Consider the following 24,162-nt stretch of genomic DNA (forward strand, 5'->3'; position numbering starts at 1 on the left):
GCCAGGTGTTTTTATTGCGCTTTGCCGCTGCGTCGTTCCGCGATGCGCACGATCACGTAAGCGATCAGGGCGAATAAAAACACCACCAAGTACATCCAAGCCATGCTTTGCAAGCATTCGATGACGGTGCGATAAATTTCCAGCGTCCATCGCTCGGCGGTCAACACCAAGGGCTGCCCCCCGCCTTCCGGCAGGCGTTCGGGCTGAATATAGCGTTCCAGCGAATAAATGCGCACACCGCCTGATACGCCCACCACCAACGCAGCAAACGTAATGTAACGATGCCAGGCAGCACTAATGCTGTCGTCGATGATGCGGTCAAGAATGCCCCGGACGGGGCGGCTGAACGCTTTTACAACGGCGACAGAAACAGCCAGCGCAATAAAGAATGTGGCAAAAAGCAGGGAAAAAAACATGGGTAGGCTCCCGGTAGGCGGCACGCTGCGCAATCATCGCACAGGCACGCCTGCCTTACCAGCGCACATCTACCGCATGTAACGCAACAAACGCCCTTTGTAAGCCATGCCACCATCGTTCATGGTGACCTCTTCAATGCGTTCCTGCTCAACCAGTTCAAAACCATACGTGGCCATTTGGCGGGTAAACGCAGGCCGATGCCCCCGATCGGGGTCGATGATCCAGATTTCAGCCTGGGCTTTAGCGTGGTCATCAATGAAGTCGGCCAGTTGCGCCGGCGCATCGCGATCATAAAGCAGGTCGCTGCCCAGAATGAGATCGTAACGGGCGGAAAGCGGCTCAGCTCCCGCGTCGTTGATGCAGACTTCTCCCGCCTCGCCCCACTGCCCGTGGCGATACTTGATGGTGGTAATGTCGTTAAGGCCCGCGTTATGTTCCAGAAAACGGCGGGTAAAAGGGTGGCGATCGCTGGCGGTGATGGTTGCCCCCTGTCGGCGCCCCGCTAGCGTGGGTAGAGCGAGCCCGCAGCCGATTTCCAGTATGCGTTCAACCGGCGTAACGGGCCGCTGCAACAGTTTTTGCGCCATATAAATGCTAGAGGGCCACACAAGCCCGAACAATGGCCATGATGCAGAACAGATGCCCAACCGTTCAGCGGCCCCTGTGGGGTCGTAATATTGCTGGCGGTCAAGCAACGACCGGATCAACAATTCTTCACCGCCGGGAATGGTTATGCGCTGCATACGCGTTTCAAAACCGGGGTGACTACAAAGAGGGTTGTCCAATTTAGGGAAAATCCTTAAAAAACAAACACTTCTTTAGTATCCGCCATAAGTGATAAAAAGGCCAATCAGCCCCTGTAGGCGTCATACGTGTTCCGACCTGAACAGGCTGAGCCCTCAGGTTCTCGTTGTGATTCGCGTATATTTCCCTTTCCAACAACCCAATACGCTGCCACCCCATACGGAGGAACACCAACATGCCTATTCTGACCGCCCACCTGAACACCGGCCATTCCGCCGCCCAGAAACGCGCCTTACTGGAGCAGTCCACACAAGCGGTTGTCACAGCGCTCAACGCCCCGCTGCCCAGCGTGCGAGTCTTGCTCCAGGAGCATGAAGCCGATCATGTCATCGTTGCCGGGCAAGTTGGTGCGCCTCAGGTGCTCTACCTTGTCTATCTGATAGAAGGCCGCACCGTCGAGCTGAAAGCGGGGCTCATTGCGGCGTTGTGCGAAGCAGCCAGCGCCAGCCTTGGCGTGTCGATCGACGATGTCAGAGTCGTCATTCGGGACATTCCTAAATCAGACATGGGTGTCGCCGGCGGCATATCTGCACTGGCTGCCGGGCGCTAACCCGCACCCTTCCCTGATTGGCACGACGATACACAATACGTATCAGATAACAAATAAATAATATTAGTGTGAATCAGGCACAGCCCCTATGCTGCCCCAAGGTTTGATAAAAAGAGGACGCAATGACCGACATTCTGCATTTTGAACAAGACGAACAGGGCATCGTCACGCTGACGATGGACTACCCGCCCACCCGCAATGCACTAACCGGCAGCGGGCTGGTAGACGCTTTCCTGGACGCCTTCCATCGCATTCAGACTGAACATACCGCTCGTGTTGTCATCATCACCGCCAAGGGCTCGGTGTTTTCATCGGGTGGCAGCATCGACGAAATGGAACGCCAGTTACGCCCCGAGTTCAACAGCGCCGTTCTGCGCCACGAATATCGCGAAGGCATCCAGCGCCTGCCCTTGGCACTGCATAATCTTGAAGTGCCCACTATTGCAGCAATCAATGGTCACGCCATTGGCGCGGGTTTTGATCTGGCCTGCATGTGCGATATCCGCATCGCCAGCGAAAACGCCAAAATGGCGGAAAGCTTTGTCAAGCTGGGCATCATTCCGGGCGACGGCGGCGCTTGGTTCCTGCCGCGCCTGGTCGGCCCTTCTCGAGCCGCCGAACTGGCGCTCACTGGCGATACCTTCAGCGCGCAACAAGCGCTGGAGTGGGGCATTGTCTCGCGCGTCGTCCCGGCCGAGTCCCTTATGGAAGAAGCCCGCAGCCTGGCGGCCCGCATTGCGGTCAATCCCCCAGAAAGCGTACGCATGGCTAAACGCCTGTTGCGCGAATCGCCATTCACCCGCTTGGATTCCCACCTAGAAATGTGTGCTGCCTTCCAAGCCATTGCCCACAAATCGCCTCAGCATGCTGAAGCGGTTGAAGCGTTCATGGCATCTAAGCGCGACAAAAAATAAGCGTCCCTGGGCCTCCTCTTACCCAACAGCGCGGTTCCCCACGCATCTCGGGTGAGAGGATATCCGTATCTTCAGCGGCTGCTGCCGCACAGCTTGGGTGCACTGCGCTGACAAGCTTTTGCTGCGGACTGAAGCAAACCGTATTTACGATGTTGATTCAAACACCTAATATGGCTTTGTTTTAGTTGATACTTTTTCTGTATAGGCCCTTGCCATGGATTTTCGCCATCTGCGTCAGTTTGTTGTGCTCGCCGAGACGCTGAACTTCCGCAAAGCGGCGGAAAAGCTCCATATGTCGCAGCCGCCCCTGTCTGTTTCCATACGCAAGCTGGAAACGGAACTTGGGGTTGAGCTTTTCCATCGCGGCAAAAACGGCGTGCGCCTGACCAAAAGTGGCGAAGCCGCCTTACAAGATGCACGGCGCGCCCTGTTCCATGCAGGAGAGTTCGTGCAATCGGCCCGGGCGGCCACCAAAGGCGAACGAGGGGTGCTGAGCATTGGTTTCGTGGGTTCCGCCACACACAGCATTTTGCCGATTGTCGTACCCCTTTTCCGCCAGCGCTACCCCGGCGTACAACTGATACTGCGCGAATCACGCTCGGTGCAGATTATCGATGCGCTTGCAAATGGCACATTAGACATCGGCATTTTGCGCACACCCGTGCCCAGTCGCAGCCAACTGCATATGCAAACCCTGCAAACTGAAAACCTCATACTGGCCGTACCGCGCAATCACGCATTGGCCAGCGTCACCCACGTGCGCATGGCAGACCTGCGCAATCAGGATTTCATTTTCTATGCCCACGAAGCGCACGGCTTGCGCATGGCTGCGTTACACGCCTGCGAGGCGCACGGGTTCACCCCTCGCATCACACAAGAAGCCCTGCAAGTGGCTACGCTAATAAGCCTGGTGGAAGCCGGTTTGGGCATTGCCCTCGTGCCATCTGTCAGCCGCCAATCGGGCAGTAACCAGAGAGTTGCCTGGAAAACGATTATCGACTTCCCCAGCAGCGCTTCCATCGCTATCGCCCTGGCCTGGCGCCCAAATGATGAAACCGTGCTGATCCGCAACTTTCAGGCCGTGGCGCAAGCTGCATTTCCACAAGACCGCGAGCCCGACCCTGCCACGATCCCCGGCGAGTGACTTGCGCCGCTGCTCACAAAACGCCCTGACCATGCCGGCCAAGGCGGCTCTACGAGCAAGCGGGAACACTGGCTTAAAGTGTATCGGCGCTGCCCAGCACCAGGGTCGCTTGGCTCGATAGTTCTCCACCGTTACCGTGCGCCAGCGCCAGCTTGGCATTAGCCACTTGACGGTCACCTGCGCTGCCAGCCAGTTGCTGAGCGGCCTCGACCATGGTGAATAAGCCATACATGCCCGGATGCACGCAGGACAAGCCACCACCATTGGTATTCACCGGCAATTGGCCACCGGGCGCAATACGCCCATTCTCCACAAAAGCCGCGCCCTCACCCTTGGCACAAAAGCCCAGGTCTTCGAGGAACAGAATGGTATTCAGCGTAAAGGCGTCATACAGTTCGACGACATCAATGTCTGCCGGTTTCACTCCCGCCTGGCTGATGGCACGCGGCCCGCTGAGCGATGCGGCTGTAACGGTGAGATCAGGCATATTGGTGATGTCCTTGTGCCAAGCGGCCTGCGCGCCCCCCAGCAGATAAGCCGGCCGATCGGCAAGATCGCGAGCGCGGTCTGCCCGCGTCATCACCACAGCCGCAGCGCCATCTGTGACCAGGCAGCAGTCGCGCACCGAGAAGGGGTCCGCCACCATGCGCGAAGCCAGGTATTCATCCATGGTGAGCGGGTCACGCATGAAAGCATCCGGGTTCTTGGCCGCCCACTGACGCGCGGCCATGGCCACCGCGCCAAGCTGTTCCTTTGTTAACCCATACTGTGCCGCATAACGTGAGGCCGCCAGCGCATAAGCACCTAACGGGCGCGCCAGCTTATAAGGCCCTTCGTAAGGCGAAGGCCGCATTGAGCTCACCAGCTTACCCGCAGCGCTGCGCTGATTGCTGCCGTAAGCAATCAAGGCGACATCGCACAAGCCTGCGTCCAAAGCCAAGGCTGCATGAATGGCGTGTGTCAGAAACGCCGACCCGCCCGTCCGATTGTTGTCAGTCAGACGCGGCGAAATTCCCAGATATTCAGTAAAGCTCAAGCCGGAAAGAAAATCGTCGGGCAAAGCGATGAACAGCCCGTCGACATCGGCGGGAGTCAAGCCCACATTGGATAACGCCTGAACGCTGGCCCGCACAGCGAGATCCAACGATGACAGCCCTGGCGCCTCGCCCATGCCATAGGTTGCAGAAGAAACTATGGCAGTCTTGCCGCGGGGAAAATGCTCAATACTCATTCCTGCTCCTGCACTCGAACATCAAAGACCACCAGCGGCTGACCGTCGGAATCCTGGGAAATGCGCGCCTGTACAGGCATGCCTACCCGTACATCCTGAGGGTCTATGCCTTCGACGCGGCTCATCATGCGCGGCCCTTCTTCCAGCTCGACCAGGCAAACGTTGTAAGGCTGCGCCGGGGGGCGCACACGCATCACGGTAGTGGCATAGACAGTGCCACGGCCAGACGCCTGCACCCATTCAAGGTCAAGGGCGCCCGTACGCGGCGCGGCCACACGGGGGTAAAACACATATTCGCCACTGCTGCGCGACCGCTGAATCATGAACCGGCCCGCCGCCAAATGCGCGAAATACTCTTGCTGCGGCAGTACCGTCGCAGCCATTTCGGTACTTGGGGACATTGTCTCTCCTAGAAGTGTTGATGCAGGCCGGAACGACCCGGCCCACTGCACAAACGATTACTCAAGCTGAGGAATATTGGCCTCGGCCATCACTTTTTCCCATTTCTTGATCTCGCTCTCAACAAAGGCCGAAAACGCTTCAGGCGTGTTGGAAGTTGCTTCGACCCCCATGGTGCCGAGCTTGTCCTTGATCTCAGGTAGAGCGGAAATCCGCGCGATTTCCTTAGCCCACGCTTCGGTGGCTTCCTTGGGCATATTGGCTGGCCCCATGAAGCCCACCCACGATGTCACGAAATAGCCTGGATATTTTTCTGCGATAGCCGGAACGTCCGGCAATGAGGCCACCCGTTCCTGGCTTGCCACAGCGATGAATTTCAGTTTGCCCGCCTCGGCCTGCGGACGCATCAGGAAGACCGAATCAAACGACATATCCACTTCGCCTGCCACTCCCGCCATGACGGAGGGACCGCTACCCTTATAGGGAACATGCATCATGTCTACGCCGGCCAGCGATTCAAAAAGCTCACCGCCCAGATGAATAATGCTGCCATTGCCCGACGACGACCAACTCAGGCTGCCCGGCTTTTCCTTAAGTGTGCTCACCAGTTCATCCAGCGTATTTACCGGCGTGTTGGGATTGGCCGCAATAGCCAAGGGAATGATCCCCGCCATGCTGAGATAGGTGAAATCCTTAAGCGTGTCGTAGGGTAATGTCTTGTATAGCGGCGCGTTACTCGTGATACTGGCGGTCGCAAGAATGACAGTGTGGCCGTCCGGTTCTGCCCGGGCCACTTGATTCATGCCGATGGTGGTACCTGCTCCCGGGCGATTCAGCACCACAACGGGCACACCCCAGTTATCCGATATTTTTTCAGCATAAAGCCTGGCAATGGGGTCCACCGCCCCGCCCGGGGGATACGGCACGACCAAATTAATAGGCCTGTCGGGAAACGCTGCGGCTGCCGACACAGACGAGAAAAGGCAAAGCGCTGCGAAAATATTTCTGATTTTCATGTTTGTCTCCTTCTGTAGTTCTATTGATTTGTTTAATTCAACTCCGAGGCTTTATCAGCCAAACTCCAGCCTCGCTCCTGTCCGGGATCGCAGTTCATCCTGCCCGATACCCGGCGCACACTCCCTGACCAAGAAGTGATCTCCCGCACACTCAAACACGCCCAGTTCCGTGTACACCAGCGCCACAGTCTTTACCGCCGTCAACGAAAAAGAGCACTGCTCAACCAGCTTGGGCCGGCCTTTTTTATCCTGGTGGCGCATCATGACAACCACTTTCTTCGCTCCAACGGCAAGGTCCATGGCGCCTCCTACGCCACCCCCGCCTTTTTGTCCCGGCACCTTCCAATTGGCGATATCGCCGTTTGGCGCCACCTGAAGCGCTCCCAAGATAGAGAAATCCAACCTCCCGCCGCGTATCAGAGAAAACGAATCCGCGTGATGAACAATGGAGGCGCCCGGGATCAATGTGGCGCGCTGCTTGGCGGCATTAACAATGTCCGGGTCTTCAAAGCCCTTCTGCGGGGCCGGCCCCATGCCGATGATGCCGTTTTCCGAGTGGAAGAAGACCAGTCGTCCTTCCGGCACATGATCTGCAACGCCAACAGGCATGCCGATACCCAGATTCACGACTGCGCCATGCGGCAAATCCAGCGCCACGCGTCGCGCCAGCGCTTCGTCTGACCAACCCTTACTCATTTCCGATCTCCACGATCCGATCCACAAAAACACCCGGCGTATGAACATCGTCAGGCCCGATATCGCCGACAGGAACGATTGTTCCGACTTCGGCTATCGTGTTGCGGGCAGCCATCGCCATGATGGGATTGAAAGTCCGGCTGGCCAGCCGGTATCTGAGGTTGCCGTAGGCATCGGCAAGATGCGCTCTGATAAAAGCAAAGTCACCCGTCAATGCTTCTTCGTAGACATAGCCTTTGCCATTGACCTCGCGTGTTTCCTTGCCCTGGGCCAATTCTGTGCCATAGCCTGTGGGTGTAAAAAAGCCCGCCAGGCCGGCTCCGCCGGCCCGGATACGCTCTGCCAACGTTCCCTGAGGCACCAATTCGAGCTCCACCCCGCCTTCTTCGTAGGCATCGTAGTAATGCAAGGAGTCCGGCTGTGATGGAAAAGAGGCAATCAACTTTGACACCTGCCGGTTCTTGAATAACCTGGAAAGGCCGAGTTCTCCCGTCCCGGCATTGTTGGACACGATGGTGAGGCCCTTCACCTTGGTGCGCGCCAAGGCATGCAGCAGTTCGAACGGCAAGCCGATATCGCCAAAACCGCTCACCAAAATGGTGGCGCCATCCTCGACGAAGCTCACGGCTTCGTCTGCTGATTCATATATTTTTTGCATTGTCTCCTCTCAGCTGAACATGAATCTGTCTGGCTTGACCCCGCCCGCAAAGGCGGGGCTCACACATAGGCGCTTGGTCAGAGCTCAGGCTTTTACGCAGGACAATATGTAGTCCAACACCGAGCCCTTGCTGTTCTCGATGACATCACGACCCAGGCGGCGTGCCCACCAGGCTTCGGAGCCTGCGGCTCGACGCCATTCACGCAAACGCCTTGTGTACAGCTGCAGGTCGAACTCTTCGGTAATGCCGATGGCGCCATGCAAAGCATGGGCGATATCCGCCACTAAAGCCGCTGCTTCACTGCAACGTGTTTTGCCGATGGCGGTCATGCCGAACGATGGCATGGGGCCGGATGCCTGCAAAGCCATACGCGCTGCCATGCGCATGGCCCACACCCTTTCTGCCATGACGCTGATCTGATTCTGCACAGCCTGGAATTGCGCAATCGCCCTGCCGAACTGCTGGCGTTCAGCCACATGGGACAGTGCCATGTCCAGCGCCTGATGAGCCGCGCCCGCCAGCAAGGGGGTTAGTGATGCAGCAGCCAGTTGCGCGGGCGGGCACACATCGCCCTCGCCCATGCTGACGATAAGCGCCGTTCCCGGCAAACAAGGCCAACTGAAATCGGCCGTTTGGCTGCCGCGAGCCTGGTCGCCTTCCACCCGAGCGGCTTCGGTGGGCAGTACCACCCAAAGGTCATCAAACTCGGCTAACACCCATTGAGCCGTCTTGCCAAACGCCACCGACCTCACACTCAAGCCGCCATCAGCCAAACGCACGGATTCCGGGCCGGCGAGCGCAATAGCGCCTTCCGGAGCCTGGACGCCGCGAGCATGCAGCCAGGCGCGCGCCATAACGGTCTGCACAAAAGGCAGGGGCACGGCGTATTGACCCGCCAACATGAAGGCAGGAAACGCTTCATCCAGGGACACCCCTGCACCGCCTTCATCTTCAGGCAGAAGAATATCCAGAAAACCGCTTTCTACGATTTCCGCCCACAATGGTGCGGCATCACCCCCTACTTCAATATTCCGAATCAGTTCGGGCGTGCACCGTTCGCGGAACAGGCGCTCTATTGCTTCCGTAAGCATATCCATACAACAACTCCTAGCGCAGTTTGAGGCCGCGGGCGATAATGCCTCGCATGATTTCACGTGTGCCGCCACGCAAAGAAAACGACGGCGCCAATTGCTCCAGATACGACACCGTGCGACGCAGTTCGGCAGAAGCAGCCAACTGAGGTTCAGCACCAAGGACATCGCCAATCCAGCGCGGAATCGCCTGCTCAATTTCGGTGCCCATATCCTTCACCAGCGACGCCTCAATGGCGGGGCTTTCGCCACGCACCAGTTTGGCCGTCAGGGCGACGGATAGAGAACGCAGGACCGCCAGCCAGGAAACCACATGCCCCATGGTTTCTTGGCGCACACTTTCATTCGATACATTATCTCTACAATGCCTGAGCCAACTTTCCACCAGAACCATGCTGGAATACAGGCGTTCCGGGCCGCTGCGCTCAAATGCCAACTCTGCATTCACTTGAGCCCAGCCATTGCCTTCTTCGCCGATCAAGGCTTCTGCCGGGCATTCCACATTGTCGAAAAAGACTTCGGAGAAATGCGCATCGCCAGACATATCTTCAATCGGACGGATGGTCACGCCCGGAAGGCTGAGATCAACAATGATCTGCGACAGGCCCTTATAGCGGTCCTGCGGCTCGCCCGAAGTACGCACTAAGGCAATCATGTAATGCGAGTGCTGAGCGTTGGTTGTCCAGATCTTGCTGCCGTTCAGCAGCCAGCCGTTATCCGTGCGGGTGGCACGGCTACGTATGCTGGCCAGGTCTGAGCCCGAACCGGGCTCGCTCATGCCAATACAAAAGAAGGCTTCAGCGCGGCTGATCCGCGGCAAATAAAAATGCTTTTGTTCTTCAGTGCCGTACTTCAGAATGAGCGGACCACTCTGGCGGTCGGCAATCCAGTGCGCCGATACCGGCGCGCCCGATGCCAGCAATTCCTCGGAAATCACAAACCGGGCAAAAGGGCCGAGTTCGGCGCCGCCATATTCGCGCGGCAAGGTCAGCCCCAGCCAACCACGTTGCGCCAGCGCCTTGCTGAAGTCAGCATCAAACCCCATCCAAGACCGGGCGCGCCTATCAGCCGGCAAGTCCATGACGGTTTCTTCAAGAAAGCTGCGCACGGGCCCTCGAAGGGCCTCGTCTTCCTCGGGAATCGCAGTGAAATCCAGAGTGTCTATCATTTTTGCGTGCATCCATCTAAAAACATGAATACACACTATCCATGGAAAGCCCATGGGCGTCTAATATTATTATTTGCCATTGTGATATTTAAAAAATATCAATTGCTACCACGTAACTACCGCCCTATCTGCCCGCCGGAGATGGGGTAGACAGAGGCAGGAGCGACAACACCGCGTTGTTGCAGTCGCCCCGTTGGCGGCTGCCATCGCCCTCCAAGTTTGGAGCACCCATTGGGCGTATGATGTCTAGGCAGCGAAAACATAATTCAAGGGGACAAAACCACCATGCAGCCCAAATTCACTCAGCTCGCATACGCGGTAATCGCAGCCGCAGCCCTACTGCCGCTAGCCGCGCAAGCGCAGGCCGATAGTTACCCGGATCGGGCAATCACCATGGTGGTCCCTTTCCCGCCAGGCGGGCCGACCGACCTTGTGGCGCGGGTATTGTCAAAGCAGCTGAACGATCAGCTGGGGCAGCCCGTGGTGGTGGAAAACAAAGGGGGCGCCAACGGCACCATTGGCATGCAGGCCGTCGCGAATGCCAAGCCCGACGGCTACACGATTCTGTACAACACCTCGTCTATTTCTTTAAGCCCCAACCTGTACAGCAAATTACCTTTCGACCCCGAGAAAGACTTTGCCCCGATTTCCTCGACTGCCGTCGTGCCCATGGTCTTGCTGACACACCCTTCTGTACCCGCCGACACTGTCCAGGAATTCATCGAATACGCCCGGAAAAACCCCAGGGCCCTGTCCTATGCGTCAGCGGGCAACGGCAACGTCACCCATTTGACCGCTTTTTTATTCACACAATCCACCGGCATTGAAGCGGTACATATTCCGTATCGAGGCAGTGCTCCCGGCATGACCGACCTGGTAAGCGGGCAAGTTCAATTCATGGCCAACACGTTGAACGATTCACTGCCTTTCGTGCGCCAAGGCCGCGTTAAGGCGTTGGCCATTACCAGCGCCCAGCGCAGCGAACTATTGCCCGACGTCCCCACCTTGGCGGAGAGCGTCATGCCCGGCTATGAAAGCGGCGCTTGGCAAGGCGTAGTCGCCCCCACAGACACGCCAGACGCTGTCATCAATCGCCTGAACGAGGAAATCAGAACGGCGCTGAAGTCAGACTTGGTTCGCGAACAACTGAGCCAACAAGGGGCGCAAATCCTTGGTTCCACCCCCGCTGACTACCGGCAATATATCTCTGACGAGATTAGCCGCTGGGGAGAAGTGATTCGCGCAGCTGGCGTGAAGCTGGATTAATTGCACAGGCCGTTCACGAACAGCCCTCAATTTGCCGCCTGCAGCGTGCCCCGGGCGGCTCTCACAGCACAGGGCTGAGTATGGCCATGACGCTGTTGCGAAGCCGCTGCGCCAAGCTCCAAGAAGCAAGATCAGCCTCGCTGACTCGCATGGACTGCGCAATGTATTGCGTTTGCCTGCCGCGAACCGCCTGCGTCAAGTCGGCGTCAACAAACAGAATATTGTTTTCAAAGTTCAGGTCGAAGCTGCGTCTGTCCATGTTCGCTGACCCCACCAGCGTCGTTTCTCCGTCTACTGTCAGAGTCTTGGCATGCAACAAGCCCCCCTTGTACTCGTAAATGCGCACGCCCGCCTCGAGTAATTCCGCATAGTAGCTACGACTGGCGGCGCCCACGAACCAACTGTCGTTTCTGGCCGGCAGCACGATGGTGGTGAGCACTCCTCGTCTAGCGGCGGCGCACAGCGCAGCCTGCATAAAAGCGTTGGGTACGTAATAAGGCGTAGAGATCACCAGTTCATGCCGGGCGCTGAACATCAGCGTCGCAAAAAGCTCCGGCATGGCGGCGTAGTGGTTCTCCGGCCCTGTGGCGATTACCTGGGCCGCAAACCCATGCGGCGATGGCGGCACGGCTTGCGCGACAAGTTCACTGCAATCTTCCCGCGTGCAGCCCCACCAGTCGGACAGAAAAACCTGCTGGTTCTGCCTGGCCACAGGCCCTTCAAACCGGACAACAGCATCCACCCAGGGCGCATATTTGGCCTTAATGGCGAACTCTGGGTCTGCGCAATTCTGGCTGCCGCAATAGGTAATGCGGTTATCAATCACCACAATCTTGCGATGGTTACGCACATCGACCCGCCCCTTCAGGATACGCACAAAAATATTCCCTATGGGCTGCGCCCGCGCCAGCTTGACCCCGGCACGCGCCATCGTCGCCCAGTATTCGCTGCGGATAAAACTACGTGAACCGAGGTCATCAACAATCACCCGGCATGTGACTCCTCTTTCGGCGGCCCGTGTCACCGCCTTGGCCACTTTGCCACCGTTTCTGTCAGTCAGCCAGATATAGAAAAGCAGATGCACATGTTCTGTGGCCGCATCAATATCCGCCACCAGCGCGTCTATCGTCGCGTTCGAATCATCCAGCAAACGCCCCACATTGCCTTCAACCGGCGCAAAGCCGCTGATCGAACTGCCGATGGCGAAACCCGCCGAGGCATGCTGGCTGATGTCGGAAGTAGAGGCTTGCCCTGGCCCAGAAGAAACAGGCTTGCACACAGGCTCAAGCTTAGGCGTGGCAAGTGCGCTGCTGCCGGGCAGTGGCTGACGCATCGAAGCACTGGCCGGCCGGACTTCACCTAGCAGCAGATAGGCCACTGCGCCCACATAGGGCAAAGCCATAATGAAAAGAATCCACGCGATACGCGAGGCCGGGTCACGCTGCGGTCGCAACAGTACGCGGACGGATAGCCCGGTGATGATGAGCAGATGGACAACCAACCACATTACTAGCCCCCTTCCTTAAGCGCCTCTGATTAAATCTAACGCCAAGCCCGCACTTCGGCTTGGGGTGGAACCCAGGGCGAGCCCCCCACCATAACCCTAGCTTGCGCAAGCATACCGCCCGAAGATGTATTCATAGGCGCTGCTGTGATTTTTCATAGGGTGCGAATCGCCGCCCCCATGAACAGCCGGGGTATTATCCCCTTGGATAAACGATCACAGAACAGCAATGACACCCCTGACGGAAACGGAACCCGGCCAAACGCGCCACCAGGGCTCGCCAAGCGAGGTCTTAGGCGCTTTTCTCAAGCTGGGGCTGACTTCTTTCGGCGGGCCCATTGCTCACCTGGGTTACTTCCGTACGGAATTTGTTGAGCGCCGCCGTTGGCTGGACGACAACGCCTACTCCGACCTGGTCGCTTTGTGCCAGTTTCTGCCTGGGCCGGCCAGCAGTCAGGTCGGCATGGCGCTGGGGCTGGGCCGGGCGGGATGGGCGGGCTTATTGGCCGCCTGGGCAGGCTTCACCCTACCTTCGGCGCTCGCCCTCATTCTCTTTGCCTACGGCATCGCTCATCACCAAGATCTGGCCCAGTCGGGCTGGGTACACGGGCTGAAAATCGTGGCTGTCGCCATAGTTGCCCAAGCGGTATGGGGCATGGCAAAAAACCTGTGCCCCGACCGGCCACGCGCCACCGTAGCGATTCTTGCAGCGCTGATCACACTGACTCTGCCTTCTGCGTTGGGTCAAATCTCAGCAATTGCCCTGGCTGGGTTATGGGGCGCCGTAAGCCTGCGACATATATCGGCGCCCAGCTATGCGGCGCACGCGTACCCGGTATCACGAAGACAGGGCATAGCAGCCCTGACATTATTTTCTTTACTTCTGATCGGCCTGCCACTGTGGGTGGCAAGCGCAAGTTCCCCTGTGCTGACCCTGCTCGATGGCGTCTACCGTGCGGGTGCTTTGGTGTTTGGCGGCGGCCATGTCGTCCTGCCTTTGCTACAGGCCACGGTTGTGCCTGACGGGTTTGTCAGCAACGCTGACTTTGTTGCCGGTTACGGCGCAGCTCAGGCCGTGCCCGGCCCTTTGTTCACCTTTGCCGCCTATCTGGGCACGATCGCTGACGGCCCTCTGGGAGGTTGGGCTGGTGGTTTGACGCTTCTAGGAGCCATCTTTCTACCGGCCGTGCTGGTACTGATTGCCGCGCTGCCTTTCTGGGAAGCATTGCGCCACCGCGCAGGCATGCAGGCAGCCTTAGCCGGTGTGAACGCAGGCGTAGTGGGCATACTGCTTTCCGCCTTGTACGACCCTGTCTGGACCAGTGCCATTCACGATAAAACCGATTTCGGCTTGGCGTTGGCCGCATTTGCTTTACTGGTTTACGGCCGTATGCCCCCCGTATTCGTAGTCGCACTAACATCGGCCTCGGCCTGGTTGATTGGCTGATTTCACGCTTGACTCTGAAGTCGCTACAGGGTTTCTAATGACTCCATTACAGGAGAACCCTTATGCGACCACATGGAGCCGATGCCATGGACTACGCTTTACCCCGCTCCACGGGAACAGAAACTCACCTGTCCTTGCATGTTGAAGGCATGGACTGCAGCAGTTGTATATCCAAAATAGAAACTGCCCTGTCTCGCATACCAGGGGTGTCCGACATTCATGTGAATTTTGCCAGCGAAATGCTGACGCTGACACTAGACGACACATCGGCCACGCAGCCCAGCGACATTGTGCAAATCGTAAACAGCCTGGGCTTTAGCGTAGCGGCTGATAGCCCAGCAGCCCCCACGGCGGAAGCCGCGCTTTCTCCACCGCCCCCAACTACTACCCGGTGGTGGCACACCAAAAAAGGCAAGCTCGTCCTGACACTGGGCGCGCTCATGGCCGGAGCTTACGTCGTGGCCCTCCTATTCCCCGCCTACAAAGCTTGGGCCTTTTCCATCGCAGTCCTGACAGGCGTCATTCCTTTTGTGCGGCAGGCCTGGGCGCTGGCCAAGTCAGGCACGCCCTTTTCCATCGAAACCCTGGTATCGGTGGCCGCACTTGGCGCACTCGTCATTGGCGAAGCCGAAGAAGCGGCAGCGGTTGTCTTCCTGTTTGCAGTCGGTGAGCTGCTGGAAAGCGTGGCCGCGGGCCGGGCGCGCTCAGGTATTAAGGCACTGGCCTCGCTGATACCCAAAACCGCCATTCTGCTGGACCCTGCCGGCGGGCAGCGTGCTGTCCTCGCTGCAACATTGCAAGTCAATGACCGGGTGCTGGTCAGGCCGGGCGACCGGGTCGCCGCTGATGGCATCATCGTGGAGGGCGCTTCCAGCCTGGATGAATCCCCCATCACTGGTGAATCTATACCCCGCGCTAAGGCGGTCAATGACCCGGTCTTTGCAGGCTCGGTCAACCTCGATGGCGTGTTGCACATCCGGGTGGAAAAAACATCCGTTGACAACACTCTTTCGCGCATTATCCATCTGGTTGAAGAAGCACAGGCCACCAAAGCCCCCACGGCGCGTTTTATTGAACAATTCAGCCGCTATTACACGCCAACCGTGATGGCGATTGCCGCTCTGATTATGCTGGTGCCACCCCTGGCCTGGGGGGCGGACTGGCAGACCTGGCTGTATCGGGGGCTGGCGCTATTGCTGATCGCCTGCCCTTGCGCACTGGTGTTATCCACCCCGGCGGCCATCGCATCCGGCCTGGCAGCAGGCACACGACGCGGCCTCCTGATTAAAGGCGGCGCGGCGCTTGAAACCATGGGCAAAGTGGGCGTCATCGCTTTCGACAAGACCGGCACCCTGACAGAAGGCGCGCCCGCAGTGACAGACGTTGTGGCGTTTGATGGCGGCAACGAGAACGATCTGCTAGCCCGGTGCGCCGCTATAGAGTCCGGCTCCAGCCACCCGCTGGCCCTTGCCATTTTGAAACGCGCCACGGAAGCCGGCCTTACTATCCCTGCCGCTTCAAATGCCTCCGCAACGGCGGGCCAAGCCGTCCATGCAGAGATTGCAGGGCGCCAGCTGAGCGTGGCGTCACCCATCTACGCCGCACAGGCCGCCCCACTTGCCGCCGAGCAAACTCACCGCATTGCGGCCTTGCAGGCTGAAGGGAAAACCGTGTCTGTGCTGATAGATAACCAGAACCGCCAAGCGCTGGGGCTGATCGCCCTGCGCGACGAGCCCAGGCAGGATGCCCGCCAGGGCGTCGCGGCGCTGAATGCCATGGGCGTGCGCGCCCTTATGCTCACTGGCGACAACCGCCTAACGGCTCAGGCGATTGCAGGCAAACTCGGCATCGCGTACGAGGCGGAACTCCTGCCCCAAGACAAACTTCGCTTGATCGATGACATGAAGCGCCGCCAGCGAGTCGCCATGGTTGGCGACGGCATCAATGATGCGCCTGCACTGGCCAGCGCAGATGTCGGCATCGCTATGGGCGGCGGCACCGATGTCGCCATGGACACCGCCGACGCCGCCTTAATGAAAAGCCGCGTTACCGATATTGCCCACATGGTGGCATTGTCGCGCGCCACCCTGGCCAACATCCACCAGAATGTAGCCTTTGCATTGGGCTTAAAAGGCGTATTCCTCGTGACCACCATTCTTGGCATAACAGGCTTATGGATCGCCGTACTGGCCGACACAGGCGCCACGGCCCTAGTCACTCTAAACGCCCTACGCTTGCTGCGCTTTAAGGGCGCCCGACCAGCCTTGCTGGATCAGGCCCAAACAGATATTGCGGCGCAGCACTAACACACCTCACAAGCCCTCATGGCGTCGTCGTACTGCTTCCGTGTGTGTTCAACAAGATAATCCAGGAACACACGCGAGCGCTGCGGTATGAATTTGCGGCTGGGCAGCGCGGCGTACATCGCCAAACGCCCGGTGATCCATGGGTTAAGCACACGAACCAGCTCTCCACTGCTTAGGTACGGAGCCACAATATCTACAGCCACCGACGTGATACCGGCACCGTCCAACACGGCACGCAATAAGGTATCGGTGTGGTTGGCCACAATGCCGGGCGTCACATCCGCAGCAACCCGCTGTTCGGGCGCTTCGATAGACGACAGGTTCCATGCACGCAGGGACCCGTCGCTGGCCCTCAGTTGCAAGCAATGATGGCGCGTGAGATCGGCAGGGGTCTGGGGTGCGCCATTACGCTTAACGTAGGCGGGTGACGCCACGAGAATCACCTCAGATTCAATAACCTTGCGGGCGACGATATCCGCATTAAAGCTCGCATCGGTACCCATCAATGTGATGTCGAAGTCTTCTATGGGCGGATCCCTGTATGCGCCCACATCAATCTCCACAGAAATATCCGGGTAATGCTGGCGAAAATTCGCCAGCATGGGCGAAACCACATAGCTGGCAAGCACTGGCAGGGTATGCAGACTTAAGCGCCCGGACAGTTCGCTGGTGTTCGCACCGGCGAGCGCATCAGCCTCGTCGACGTCTTGCAGGATCTGCCGCACACGCCAGAGATAAGCCGCGCCGGCATCCGTCAAAGCCACACGCCGGGTCGTGCGTTGGAGTAACCGCGTACCCAGATGAGCTTCCAACTCGGCTACCAACCGAGTCACAACCGGAGGCGAGATATCGAGAGCCCTGGCCGCAGCCGCAAACCCCCCTTCACTAGCCACCCGCTCGAACACCCGCATTGCGACTAACTGGTCCAACTCAGCCTCCTTGCTATTTAGATTATTCCGATTTTCGAAACATATCATGAATATTTTCTACATTTATTCCCTTAATGGAAACAACTAAAGTTACACCATCGACGCAGTACAGACAGTCTGCTCATCGAAATTCAACCGGGAGACAGCCCCATACGAGGCGCCCCCGTAAACCGTAAACCAAAGGACTTACATCATGACACGCACTCAATTCTCTGCTATCGCGCTTGTTTTCAGCACCGTGTTTGCCAGTCAGGTCATGGCGGCCGACAACGGCCCCATCACCCGCGCCCAGGTCAAGTCAGAATTGGCTGACGCAATTCAAGCTGGCAATATGATTCTCGACGAAGGCGGCCAACTGTACAGGGAAGCGTTCCCCAACAACTACGCCGCAAAGCAGGTTGAAGCAAAATCCCGCACAGAAGTTCGCGCCGAACTGGCCCAAGCCATTCGCAACGGTGACATGCTCATCGATGAAGCGGGACAGCGCTATAACGAAGTTCTCGCCCACAACTACGCTGGGGACAATGCAGCATCCAAGACCCGTGAACAGGTTCGTGCGGAACTGGCCGAAGCGATTGCCAGCGGCGCACACAGCAACCATGTGGCGGCATAAACATCTGTGCAACGCTGGGCACACCCTTCCAGACCTAAGCCCGTTCACCTCGCAGCGTGCATACCGCTAAGATGCATCAAGCTTGAAACCGTGCTTTCGCACTGTTTCAAGCCCATGCCTAGCCTTTCAACTTGATAGCGATCTGCGCAACGTGTTTGCCCTGGTAGCGCGCCCCTTCCAGTTCGACCTGACTCGGCTGGCGCGAACCGTCGCCATCCGCAATGGTGGAAGCGCCATAGGGTGAGTTCCCCATAACTTCAGCCACTCCCATCTGGCCCTGAAAGGCATAAGGCAGGCCCACCACCACAAAGCCCAAATGCAGCAAAACAGGATGAAAAGTGAGAATGGTGGATTCCTGACCACCATGCTGCGTTGCGCTGGAAGTAAACACCGACCCCACCTTCCCGACCAGGGCGCCGCTGGCCCATAAGCCCCCGGTTTGATCGATGAAGTTCTTCATCTGCGCGGTCATGTTTCCATAACGTGTGCCTGTACCAAAAATAATGGCATCGTACTCAGGCAGTTCCTGCACTGTCGCAATCGGCGCAGACTGATCCATCTTGTAGCCGGATTTTTTAGCGACTTCTTCGGGTACCAGTTCGGGAACCCGCTTGACCACCCCTTCCGCTCCGGCCTCTCGAACGCCTTCGGCCACAGCGTAGGCCATGGTTTCTATATGCCCGTAGGCGGAGCAATACAGCACCAATACCTTTGCCATGACGACCTCTCTAGTGATTGAGGGTTGAGCAACAGGGCTGCCGCATTGAAGAAATGCGACAGGCTGCTCATACATCATGATCCACATTGTTCCTACATTCAAGATGGAATGCGATACGAATTGCGTGTAAGACAGAACGTCCGCACAGCCGCGAACGCGTCCCGCATCACCACCGCGCTCAACGAAATTGGGGTCTGTCCCCAATTTCAATTTTTGGAAAAAGGGTCAGACCCCGATTTTCAAAAAGGCCTGACCCCCGCTCGCTCGCGTTGCTTAGTCGGCTTGGACACCAAGAGATTTGGCGAGGGGAACCCAGCGTTCACGCTCTGCGTCGATGAAGCGTGCGAATTCTTTCTGGTCGCCGGGCATGGGCTGGGCGCCAATTCCGCGCAAGCGTTCGATGAGCTCCGGGTTTTCCAGAGCTTTGTTCACTGCGGCATTCATCGCTTGGATGTCGGCGTCTGGCGTCCCGGTGCGCGCCATCACGCCAAACCACGCAGCGGCTTCCAGCCCTGGATAGCCAAGCTCTTCGGCGGTGGGAACGTCCGCTAGCTGGGGAAATCGTTGCGTGTCTAAGATAGCCAGAGGCACGATGCGCCCAGAGGCGGCTTGAGCAATACACGAGGGCAAGGCGTCAAACATAATGTCAATCTGCCCACCCATCAAACTGACGATTGCCGGGGCGCTGCCTTTAAAAGGTACGTGTGTGACCTTAAACCCCATTTTGTTCACCGCATACTCGCCCGCCAAGTGGGTAATATTGCCGCTGCTGGCAGAACCCATGTTCAGCCCTTTTTCGGACGATTTACCCAGCTCGATCAAAGACTTCAAGTCGCTGACGCCCAGATCCTGACGAGTGACCAACAGCAAAGGCGCTTTGCCCATACCCGCCACGGGAACAAAGTCCTTGGCCGGGTCATACGACATTGTTTTGTAAATGGCTTGGTTAATTACGATAGGTGCATTCGACCCTACGTAAAAAGTCGCCCCATCCGGCGCCGCCTGCAGCACTGTTTCGGCAGCAATCATCCCCGCCGCCCCGCCTTTGTTCTCTATCACGATGGGAACGCCCAGCACGTTAGAGGTTTCGTTCGCCACCAGCCGGCTGATCTGGTCTGCCGCGCCCCCCGCCGGGTAAGGCACCACAAATCGAATAGAAGAATGCGTGCTCTGCGCAAACGCCCCGGAACTGCAGCATGCGGCCATTATTAACGCCGCGGCACTGCGTAAGAAAAAACGACGTTGCATCACTGTCTCCTGTTTTATTTTAGGAATCGAAACTACCGTGCAGCAACCTTATAGAGAGTCAGGCGTTACACCTGATGAATCAGGGTAAAGGCGGCATATCCAGTTTGCCAATATTATTTTTCTTCTTGTTGATACGATATAGATATCGCTTGTAATCGCCGGTTCCATGCTTGCCAAATGGGTGGGTGTGTGCGGCGAGAACGCACTCTTTTCACTGCATAACCGCCGGAACTACACAGCCACGCCTTGATCAGATAGGAGGACATAGCGCGCAACCAGGTGTTCATCCATGCGTCTTTTCCCGTTGGAGCAACTCGCGTAAACCGATGTGCCCTTTGGGCGCCACTAAGAGTTCCAGGCCCAAACCAGCCAGAACCATCAAGACTTTATCCGTGCCTACACTACCTTTGCCATTTTCCAGCCTGGACAATAAATCAACCGATACACCACATAAACTTGCCGCATCATCAATACGCAAGCCTTTATGCTTGCGCATGGCTCGGATCTGAGCGCCGATATCGGCCAGGGCCTTGATAGGTTGTAGGGCAGATACAGAAGGAGCGGGAGAGGGGTGCTCGTTCATTCTTAAGTGTTAAGCCGTAAAAATTTCTGATATTCCGAAATTAGCGCGATTTGAATAGGAATTCAATCAATATTTCGGGATATCAGAAATTTAGCGGTTTATGAGCCATCCCAATCATTTATTTCGGAATACCAGAAACACTGCTTATGGGAGTTTCATAAGAAACACAGAGTTTATATGTATGTTTTGGCACATACCCGAAAAAAATCTAGATGCCTCGGGCGCAATTAGAGCCTAAGGCGATTTTTTGTGCCCCAATGCTCCGCAAAAAACAAAAGCCCTTGCATAACAAGGGCTTAAGTTTAATAAGTTGGTCGGGGCGAGAGGATTCGAACCTCCGACTCCTACGTCCCGAACGTAGTACTCTACCAGGCTGAGCTACGCCCCGATTCTTATTTTTTAGTGCTTTTTATCGGTCTCTGCCGACCGAGAAAGAGCATAATTCTAGCAAAGAATTACTGTAGGTGGAAACAGGCCAGGCAGCGAGTGCTTCGCGGGCCAGGTCGGCTTCGGCCACAGCTGCAGCGCGGGTGTATTGCAGGGCGTCGGTTTCCTGAACGGCGCGCGCTACAGCGGCGAAATCGCCGTCGCCATGCAAAATGGCGTCTTGCACCAGGAAGCGCTGAGCCGGGGTGCCAACTTCCATGACGCGGATCAGCGGCAGGGTGGGTTTGCCTTCACGCAGGTCGTCGCCTACGTTCTTACCCAACGCGTCTTCGTCGCCTTCGTAATCCAGCACGTCGTCAATCAGCTGAAAGGCTGTGCCGATGTGGCGGCCATAGGCAGCTGCGGCCTCTTGTTGTTCGGGCGTGGCGCCTGCCACGATGGCCCCAACTTGGGCGGCGGCTTCAAACAATTTAGCCGTTTTGTAGCGCACCACCTGTAAATAGCGTTCCAGCGATACGTCGGGGTCGTGCACGTTCAGCAATTGCAGAACTTCGCCTTCGGCGATGACTGTTGTGGCGGCCGACAACACCGTCATGGCGGGCATGGATTGCGATTCCACCATCATTTCGAACGAACGCGAATAGAGGTAGTCGCCCACCAGCACGCTGGCTGCGTTGCCAAATACCGCATTGGCGGTATCGCGGCCACGACGCATGTCGGATTCATCCACGACATCGTCGTGCAGCAAGGTAGCGGTATGGATGAATTCCACGACCGCCGCCAGCAGGTGGTGCACTGTGCCTTCGTAGCCCAATGCACGCGCCACCATGAGCAGCATGGCGGGACGCATACGCTTACCGCCGGCACCTACGATGTAATCGCCTATGGTTCGGATGAGAACAACTTCAGAATCGAGACGCTTGCGGATGACGGCATCCATTGCCTTCATGTCGTCTTCGATGGGTGCGAGCAGGTCGTTAAGATTCAAAGCGGGCCTGAGGGAAGTAACGAGTAAGTGGGTTGGGCTTTTCAGCAGACAATGATTATACGTGACGTGCCGTGTTGCATTGCGGCAAACCTCTCAGCTCTCCAGCCGGGGGCACGGACGCCAGGCCAAAATTAGCGATAATGGGGGTTTTGGCAAAAGACTAGAGGAAGCGCGAAGTCGCACCGGGAGAGCCTTTTAGTGGCCCCGCCCCCTGGTGGCTATCACTTCCCATGGCGTTGGAGAGATTTTTGTGACTGCGTATGATTTGACCACCCTTATTGAGCGGGCTGAACGGGTGTTGTCCCAACTGGAAGCCTGGCTGCCGCCCACACCCCCGACCATTAACTGGGATGCGCACGCATTTCGTTGGCGTAAACGCGGCACACGCGGCTGGCTGGATGCCGTGAAAAACGTTGCACGCATTAGTGTGGACGATCTGCATCACATTGAACGCCAGAAAAAGGTGATCGACCGTAATACCCGCCATTTCCTGGAAGGCCGGCCCGCCAACAACGTACTGATGACTGGCGCCCGCGGCACGGGCAAGAGCTCGCTGGTAAAGGCCATGTTGGCGCAATACGGGCAACAGGGTCTGCGCCTGATCGAAGTGGATAAATCCGACTTGGCCGACCTGGGCGATATTGTGGACCTGGTTGCCGGTCGCCCAGAACGCTTCATCATTTTCTGCGATGACCTTTCCTTTGAAGAAGGCGAAGCCAGCTACAAGGAACTGAAATCGGTGCTGGATGGCTCGATCAGCGCGGCGGGCGACAACGTATTGATTTACGCCACTTCCAACCGCCGCCACCTCATGCCGGAATACATGAGCGAAAACCTCAGCGCCAAGCACCAACCGGATGGCGAGATTCATCCAGGCGAAACGGTGGAAGAAAAAATCTCGTTATCGGAGCGTTTTGGTATCTGGCTGTCGTTCTACCCGTTCAAGCAGGATGACTACCTGAACATTGTGCGTTATTGGCTGGAAACCCACGGCTGCTCACCGGAATCCATCGAAGCTTCCCACACCGAAGCCTTGCAATGGGCGCTGGAGCGCGGCTCGCGGTCAGGCCGTGTCGCCCGCCAGTTCGCTCGCGACTGGGCGGCTCGTCATGCCTAAACCCTTTATTGACGTCGCCGTTGGTGTGATTCTGCGGCCCGACGGGCGCGTTCTGCTAGGGCAGCGTCCTGAAGGCAAGCCATGGCCGGGCTGGTGGGAACTTCCGGGCGGCAAAATCGAACCCGGGGAATCCGTTCAACAGGCTTTGGTGCGCGAGCTCGACGAAGAGTTGGGCATCCGGGTGACGGCATGCGCCCCCTGGGTCACTTACGTGCATGATTACCCAAAAACCACGGTACGGCTGGCTTTCTGGAAGGTCACGGCCTGGGAAGGCGAGCCCCAGGGCTTGGAAAACCAGGCCTTGGCCTGGACTTTCCCCCACTCGCAGTTAGAAGTCGGGCCGGTACTGCCCGCCACCGAACCCCCGCTGCGCTGGCTGACCTTTCCCAATCGGTACTTTGTCAGCTCGATCGGCACGGCTGATGGGGTGGAAGCTTGGCTGCAGCGGTTGGATCACGCCTTGGAAAACGGGGTCGGCTTGGTGCAATTCCGCGAACCTGAATGGCAAAAACACGCCCACCAGGACGACACGCAACGGCAGCAACTGGAAACAGCGTTCGACGCCGTTTTACAACGTTGCCGCCAGGCGGGTGCGCTGTGCTTGGTGAACGCCGTCCACCCGGAATCGTGGTGGACACGCGCGGATGGCGTGCATCTGCGTAGTTCCGATGTGCTGCTTAAGCGGGCCGTGCCTCCCAAACCCGCGCTGGTCGCGGCATCGGTGCATAACGAAGAAGAACGGCAGGCCGCTAGCGCCATGCAGGTGGACTTCATGGTGATGGGCCATGTGCTCGCCACGGATTCACACCCCGGCGCAGAGCCGATGGGCTGGGCGCGCTTTACGGAACTGGCACAAGGGGCGAGCTGCCCGGTTTACGCCATTGGCGGGCAAAGCGCCGCCACGCTGGCCACCGCGCAGCAGCACGGCGCGCACGGTATTGCTTTTATGCGGGGCGACGCCTGAAGG

24 protein-coding genes and 1 tRNA gene are annotated in these 24,162 nt (G+C 57.7%); 9 read left to right on the top strand and 16 right to left on the bottom strand.

Translation table 11 applies throughout. The annotated features are described in order from the left end of the window. Positions 1-11: 11 nt before the first annotated feature. Both VRY85_RS13075 and VRY85_RS13080 read right to left on the bottom strand, forming a co-directional pair. On the bottom strand, positions 12-416 hold the full coding sequence (locus VRY85_RS13075; RefSeq protein ID WP_414599041.1) for a hypothetical protein: 405 nt from the start codon (positions 414-416) through the stop codon (positions 12-14). A 69-nt stretch (positions 417-485) separates the two neighbouring features. Next, on the bottom strand, positions 486-1,160 hold the full coding sequence (locus VRY85_RS13080) for a class I SAM-dependent methyltransferase (RefSeq protein WP_414599042.1): 675 nt from the start codon (positions 1,158-1,160) through the stop codon (positions 486-488). A 236-nt stretch (positions 1,161-1,396) separates the two neighbouring features. On the opposite strand from VRY85_RS13080, the gene VRY85_RS13085 reads away from it, so the two are divergent. The 3 genes from VRY85_RS13085 (at position 1,397) to VRY85_RS13095 (ending at position 3,829) form a co-directional block, all read left to right on the top strand. Next, positions 1,397-1,771: a tautomerase family protein gene (locus tag VRY85_RS13085; protein WP_414599043.1), complete on the top strand. Its 375-nt coding sequence runs from the start codon at positions 1,397-1,399 to the stop codon at positions 1,769-1,771. Positions 1,772-1,893: 122 nt separating this feature from the next. Continuing rightward, positions 1,894-2,685, top strand: a complete 792-nt coding sequence (locus tag VRY85_RS13090; RefSeq protein ID WP_414599044.1) for a crotonase/enoyl-CoA hydratase family protein — start codon at positions 1,894-1,896, stop codon at positions 2,683-2,685. A gap of 214 nt (positions 2,686-2,899) precedes the next feature. Continuing rightward, positions 2,900-3,829, top strand: a complete 930-nt coding sequence (locus VRY85_RS13095) for a LysR family transcriptional regulator (RefSeq protein ID WP_414599045.1) — start codon at positions 2,900-2,902, stop codon at positions 3,827-3,829. 73 nt (positions 3,830-3,902) lie between these two features. On the opposite strand, the gene VRY85_RS13100 is transcribed toward VRY85_RS13095, so the two are convergent. The 7 genes from VRY85_RS13100 to VRY85_RS13130 form a co-directional block, all read right to left on the bottom strand. Next, complete coding sequence (locus tag VRY85_RS13100) at positions 3,903-5,060, bottom strand: thiolase (protein ID WP_414599046.1); 1,158 nt, start codon at positions 5,058-5,060, stop codon at positions 3,903-3,905. Then, complete coding sequence (locus VRY85_RS13105) at positions 5,057-5,461, bottom strand: Zn-ribbon domain-containing OB-fold protein (protein WP_414599047.1); 405 nt, start codon at positions 5,459-5,461, stop codon at positions 5,057-5,059. The genes VRY85_RS13100 and VRY85_RS13105 overlap by 4 nt, the downstream gene beginning before the upstream one ends. A 57-nt stretch (positions 5,462-5,518) precedes the next feature. Beyond that, positions 5,519-6,475, bottom strand: coding sequence for a tripartite tricarboxylate transporter substrate binding protein (locus VRY85_RS13110; protein ID WP_414599048.1), 957 nt, complete (start codon positions 6,473-6,475; stop codon positions 5,519-5,521). 54 nt (positions 6,476-6,529) lie between these two features. Then, a complete protein-coding gene (locus VRY85_RS13115) occupies positions 6,530-7,171 on the bottom strand; it encodes a 3-oxoacid CoA-transferase subunit B (protein ID WP_414599049.1) in 642 nt (213 codons plus the stop codon). Continuing rightward, the gene (locus tag VRY85_RS13120; RefSeq protein ID WP_414599050.1) at positions 7,164-7,829 is read right to left on the bottom strand and encodes a 3-oxoacid CoA-transferase subunit A; all 666 of its coding nucleotides are present in this window, start codon (positions 7,827-7,829) and stop codon (positions 7,164-7,166) included. The genes VRY85_RS13115 and VRY85_RS13120 overlap by 8 nt, the downstream gene beginning before the upstream one ends. 84 nt (positions 7,830-7,913) lie before the next feature. Continuing rightward, positions 7,914-8,927, bottom strand: a complete 1,014-nt coding sequence (locus tag VRY85_RS13125; protein ID WP_414599051.1) for an acyl-CoA dehydrogenase family protein — start codon at positions 8,925-8,927, stop codon at positions 7,914-7,916. A gap of 10 nt (positions 8,928-8,937) precedes the next feature. After that, positions 8,938-10,089, bottom strand: a complete 1,152-nt coding sequence (locus tag VRY85_RS13130) for an acyl-CoA dehydrogenase family protein (protein WP_414599052.1) — start codon at positions 10,087-10,089, stop codon at positions 8,938-8,940. Between the two features lie 285 nt (positions 10,090-10,374). Between VRY85_RS13130 and VRY85_RS13135 the strand changes: the two genes are divergently transcribed. Next, positions 10,375-11,355 (top strand): Bug family tripartite tricarboxylate transporter substrate binding protein, encoded by a 981-nt coding sequence (locus VRY85_RS13135; RefSeq protein ID WP_414599053.1) that lies wholly within the window; start codon positions 10,375-10,377, stop codon positions 11,353-11,355. A gap of 61 nt (positions 11,356-11,416) precedes the next feature. Here VRY85_RS13135 and cls read toward each other — a convergent pair whose 3' ends face one another. Then, positions 11,417-12,862 (bottom strand): cardiolipin synthase, encoded by a 1,446-nt coding sequence (cls, locus tag VRY85_RS13140; RefSeq protein WP_414599054.1) that lies wholly within the window; start codon positions 12,860-12,862, stop codon positions 11,417-11,419. A 226-nt stretch (positions 12,863-13,088) separates the two neighbouring features. On the opposite strand from cls, the gene chrA reads away from it, so the two are divergent. Next, on the top strand, positions 13,089-14,306 hold the full coding sequence (chrA, locus tag VRY85_RS13145; protein ID WP_414599055.1) for a chromate efflux transporter: 1,218 nt from the start codon (positions 13,089-13,091) through the stop codon (positions 14,304-14,306). Between the two features lie 62 nt (positions 14,307-14,368). Then, entirely contained in the window at positions 14,369-16,612 is a 2,244-nt protein-coding gene (locus tag VRY85_RS13150; protein ID WP_414599056.1) for a heavy metal translocating P-type ATPase, read from the top strand. Here the strand turns inward: VRY85_RS13150 and VRY85_RS13155 are convergent. Continuing rightward, entirely contained in the window at positions 16,609-17,541 is a 933-nt protein-coding gene (locus VRY85_RS13155) for a LysR family transcriptional regulator (protein ID WP_414599057.1), read from the bottom strand. The two genes, VRY85_RS13150 and VRY85_RS13155, sit on opposite strands and share 4 nt — an antisense overlap. Before the next feature lie 193 nt (positions 17,542-17,734). On the opposite strand from VRY85_RS13155, the gene VRY85_RS13160 reads away from it, so the two are divergent. Then, on the top strand, positions 17,735-18,154 hold the full coding sequence (locus VRY85_RS13160) for a DUF4148 domain-containing protein (protein ID WP_414599058.1): 420 nt from the start codon (positions 17,735-17,737) through the stop codon (positions 18,152-18,154). Between the two features lie 118 nt (positions 18,155-18,272). Here the strand turns inward: VRY85_RS13160 and wrbA are convergent, their stop codons facing one another. The 5 genes from wrbA to VRY85_RS13185 all read right to left on the bottom strand — a co-directional run bounded on the left by wrbA (position 18,273) and on the right by VRY85_RS13185 (position 22,078). After that, positions 18,273-18,872, bottom strand: a complete 600-nt coding sequence (gene wrbA, locus VRY85_RS13165; protein ID WP_414599059.1) for an NAD(P)H:quinone oxidoreductase — start codon at positions 18,870-18,872, stop codon at positions 18,273-18,275. Between the two features lie 273 nt (positions 18,873-19,145). Then, positions 19,146-20,120: a Bug family tripartite tricarboxylate transporter substrate binding protein gene (locus VRY85_RS13170; RefSeq protein ID WP_414599060.1), complete on the bottom strand. Its 975-nt coding sequence runs from the start codon at positions 20,118-20,120 to the stop codon at positions 19,146-19,148. A 283-nt stretch (positions 20,121-20,403) separates the two neighbouring features. Then, complete coding sequence (locus tag VRY85_RS13175; protein WP_414599061.1) at positions 20,404-20,703, bottom strand: helix-turn-helix domain-containing protein; 300 nt, start codon at positions 20,701-20,703, stop codon at positions 20,404-20,406. Positions 20,704-21,014: 311 nt separating this feature from the next. Beyond that, positions 21,015-21,091: transfer RNA gene (locus VRY85_RS13180), tRNA-Pro, on the bottom strand. A gap of 21 nt (positions 21,092-21,112) precedes the next feature. Continuing rightward, a complete protein-coding gene (locus VRY85_RS13185) occupies positions 21,113-22,078 on the bottom strand; it encodes a polyprenyl synthetase family protein (protein ID WP_414599062.1) in 966 nt (321 codons plus the stop codon). Positions 22,079-22,328: 250 nt separating this feature from the next. Here VRY85_RS13185 and VRY85_RS13190 point away from each other — a divergent pair, with 250 nt between their 5' ends. Both VRY85_RS13190 and VRY85_RS13195 read left to right on the top strand, forming a co-directional pair. Beyond that, the gene (locus tag VRY85_RS13190; RefSeq protein WP_414599063.1) at positions 22,329-23,195 is read left to right on the top strand and encodes an ATP-binding protein; all 867 of its coding nucleotides are present in this window, start codon (positions 22,329-22,331) and stop codon (positions 23,193-23,195) included. Then, positions 23,188-24,159 (top strand): Nudix family hydrolase, encoded by a 972-nt coding sequence (locus VRY85_RS13195; protein ID WP_414599064.1) that lies wholly within the window; start codon positions 23,188-23,190, stop codon positions 24,157-24,159. Before VRY85_RS13190 ends, VRY85_RS13195 begins: the two co-directional genes overlap by 8 nt. Positions 24,160-24,162: the final 3 nt, after the last annotated feature.

This window comes from Achromobacter sp. F4_2707, assembly GCF_047501535.1.
GTDB lineage: Bacteria > Pseudomonadota > Gammaproteobacteria > Burkholderiales > Burkholderiaceae_B > Yanghanlia.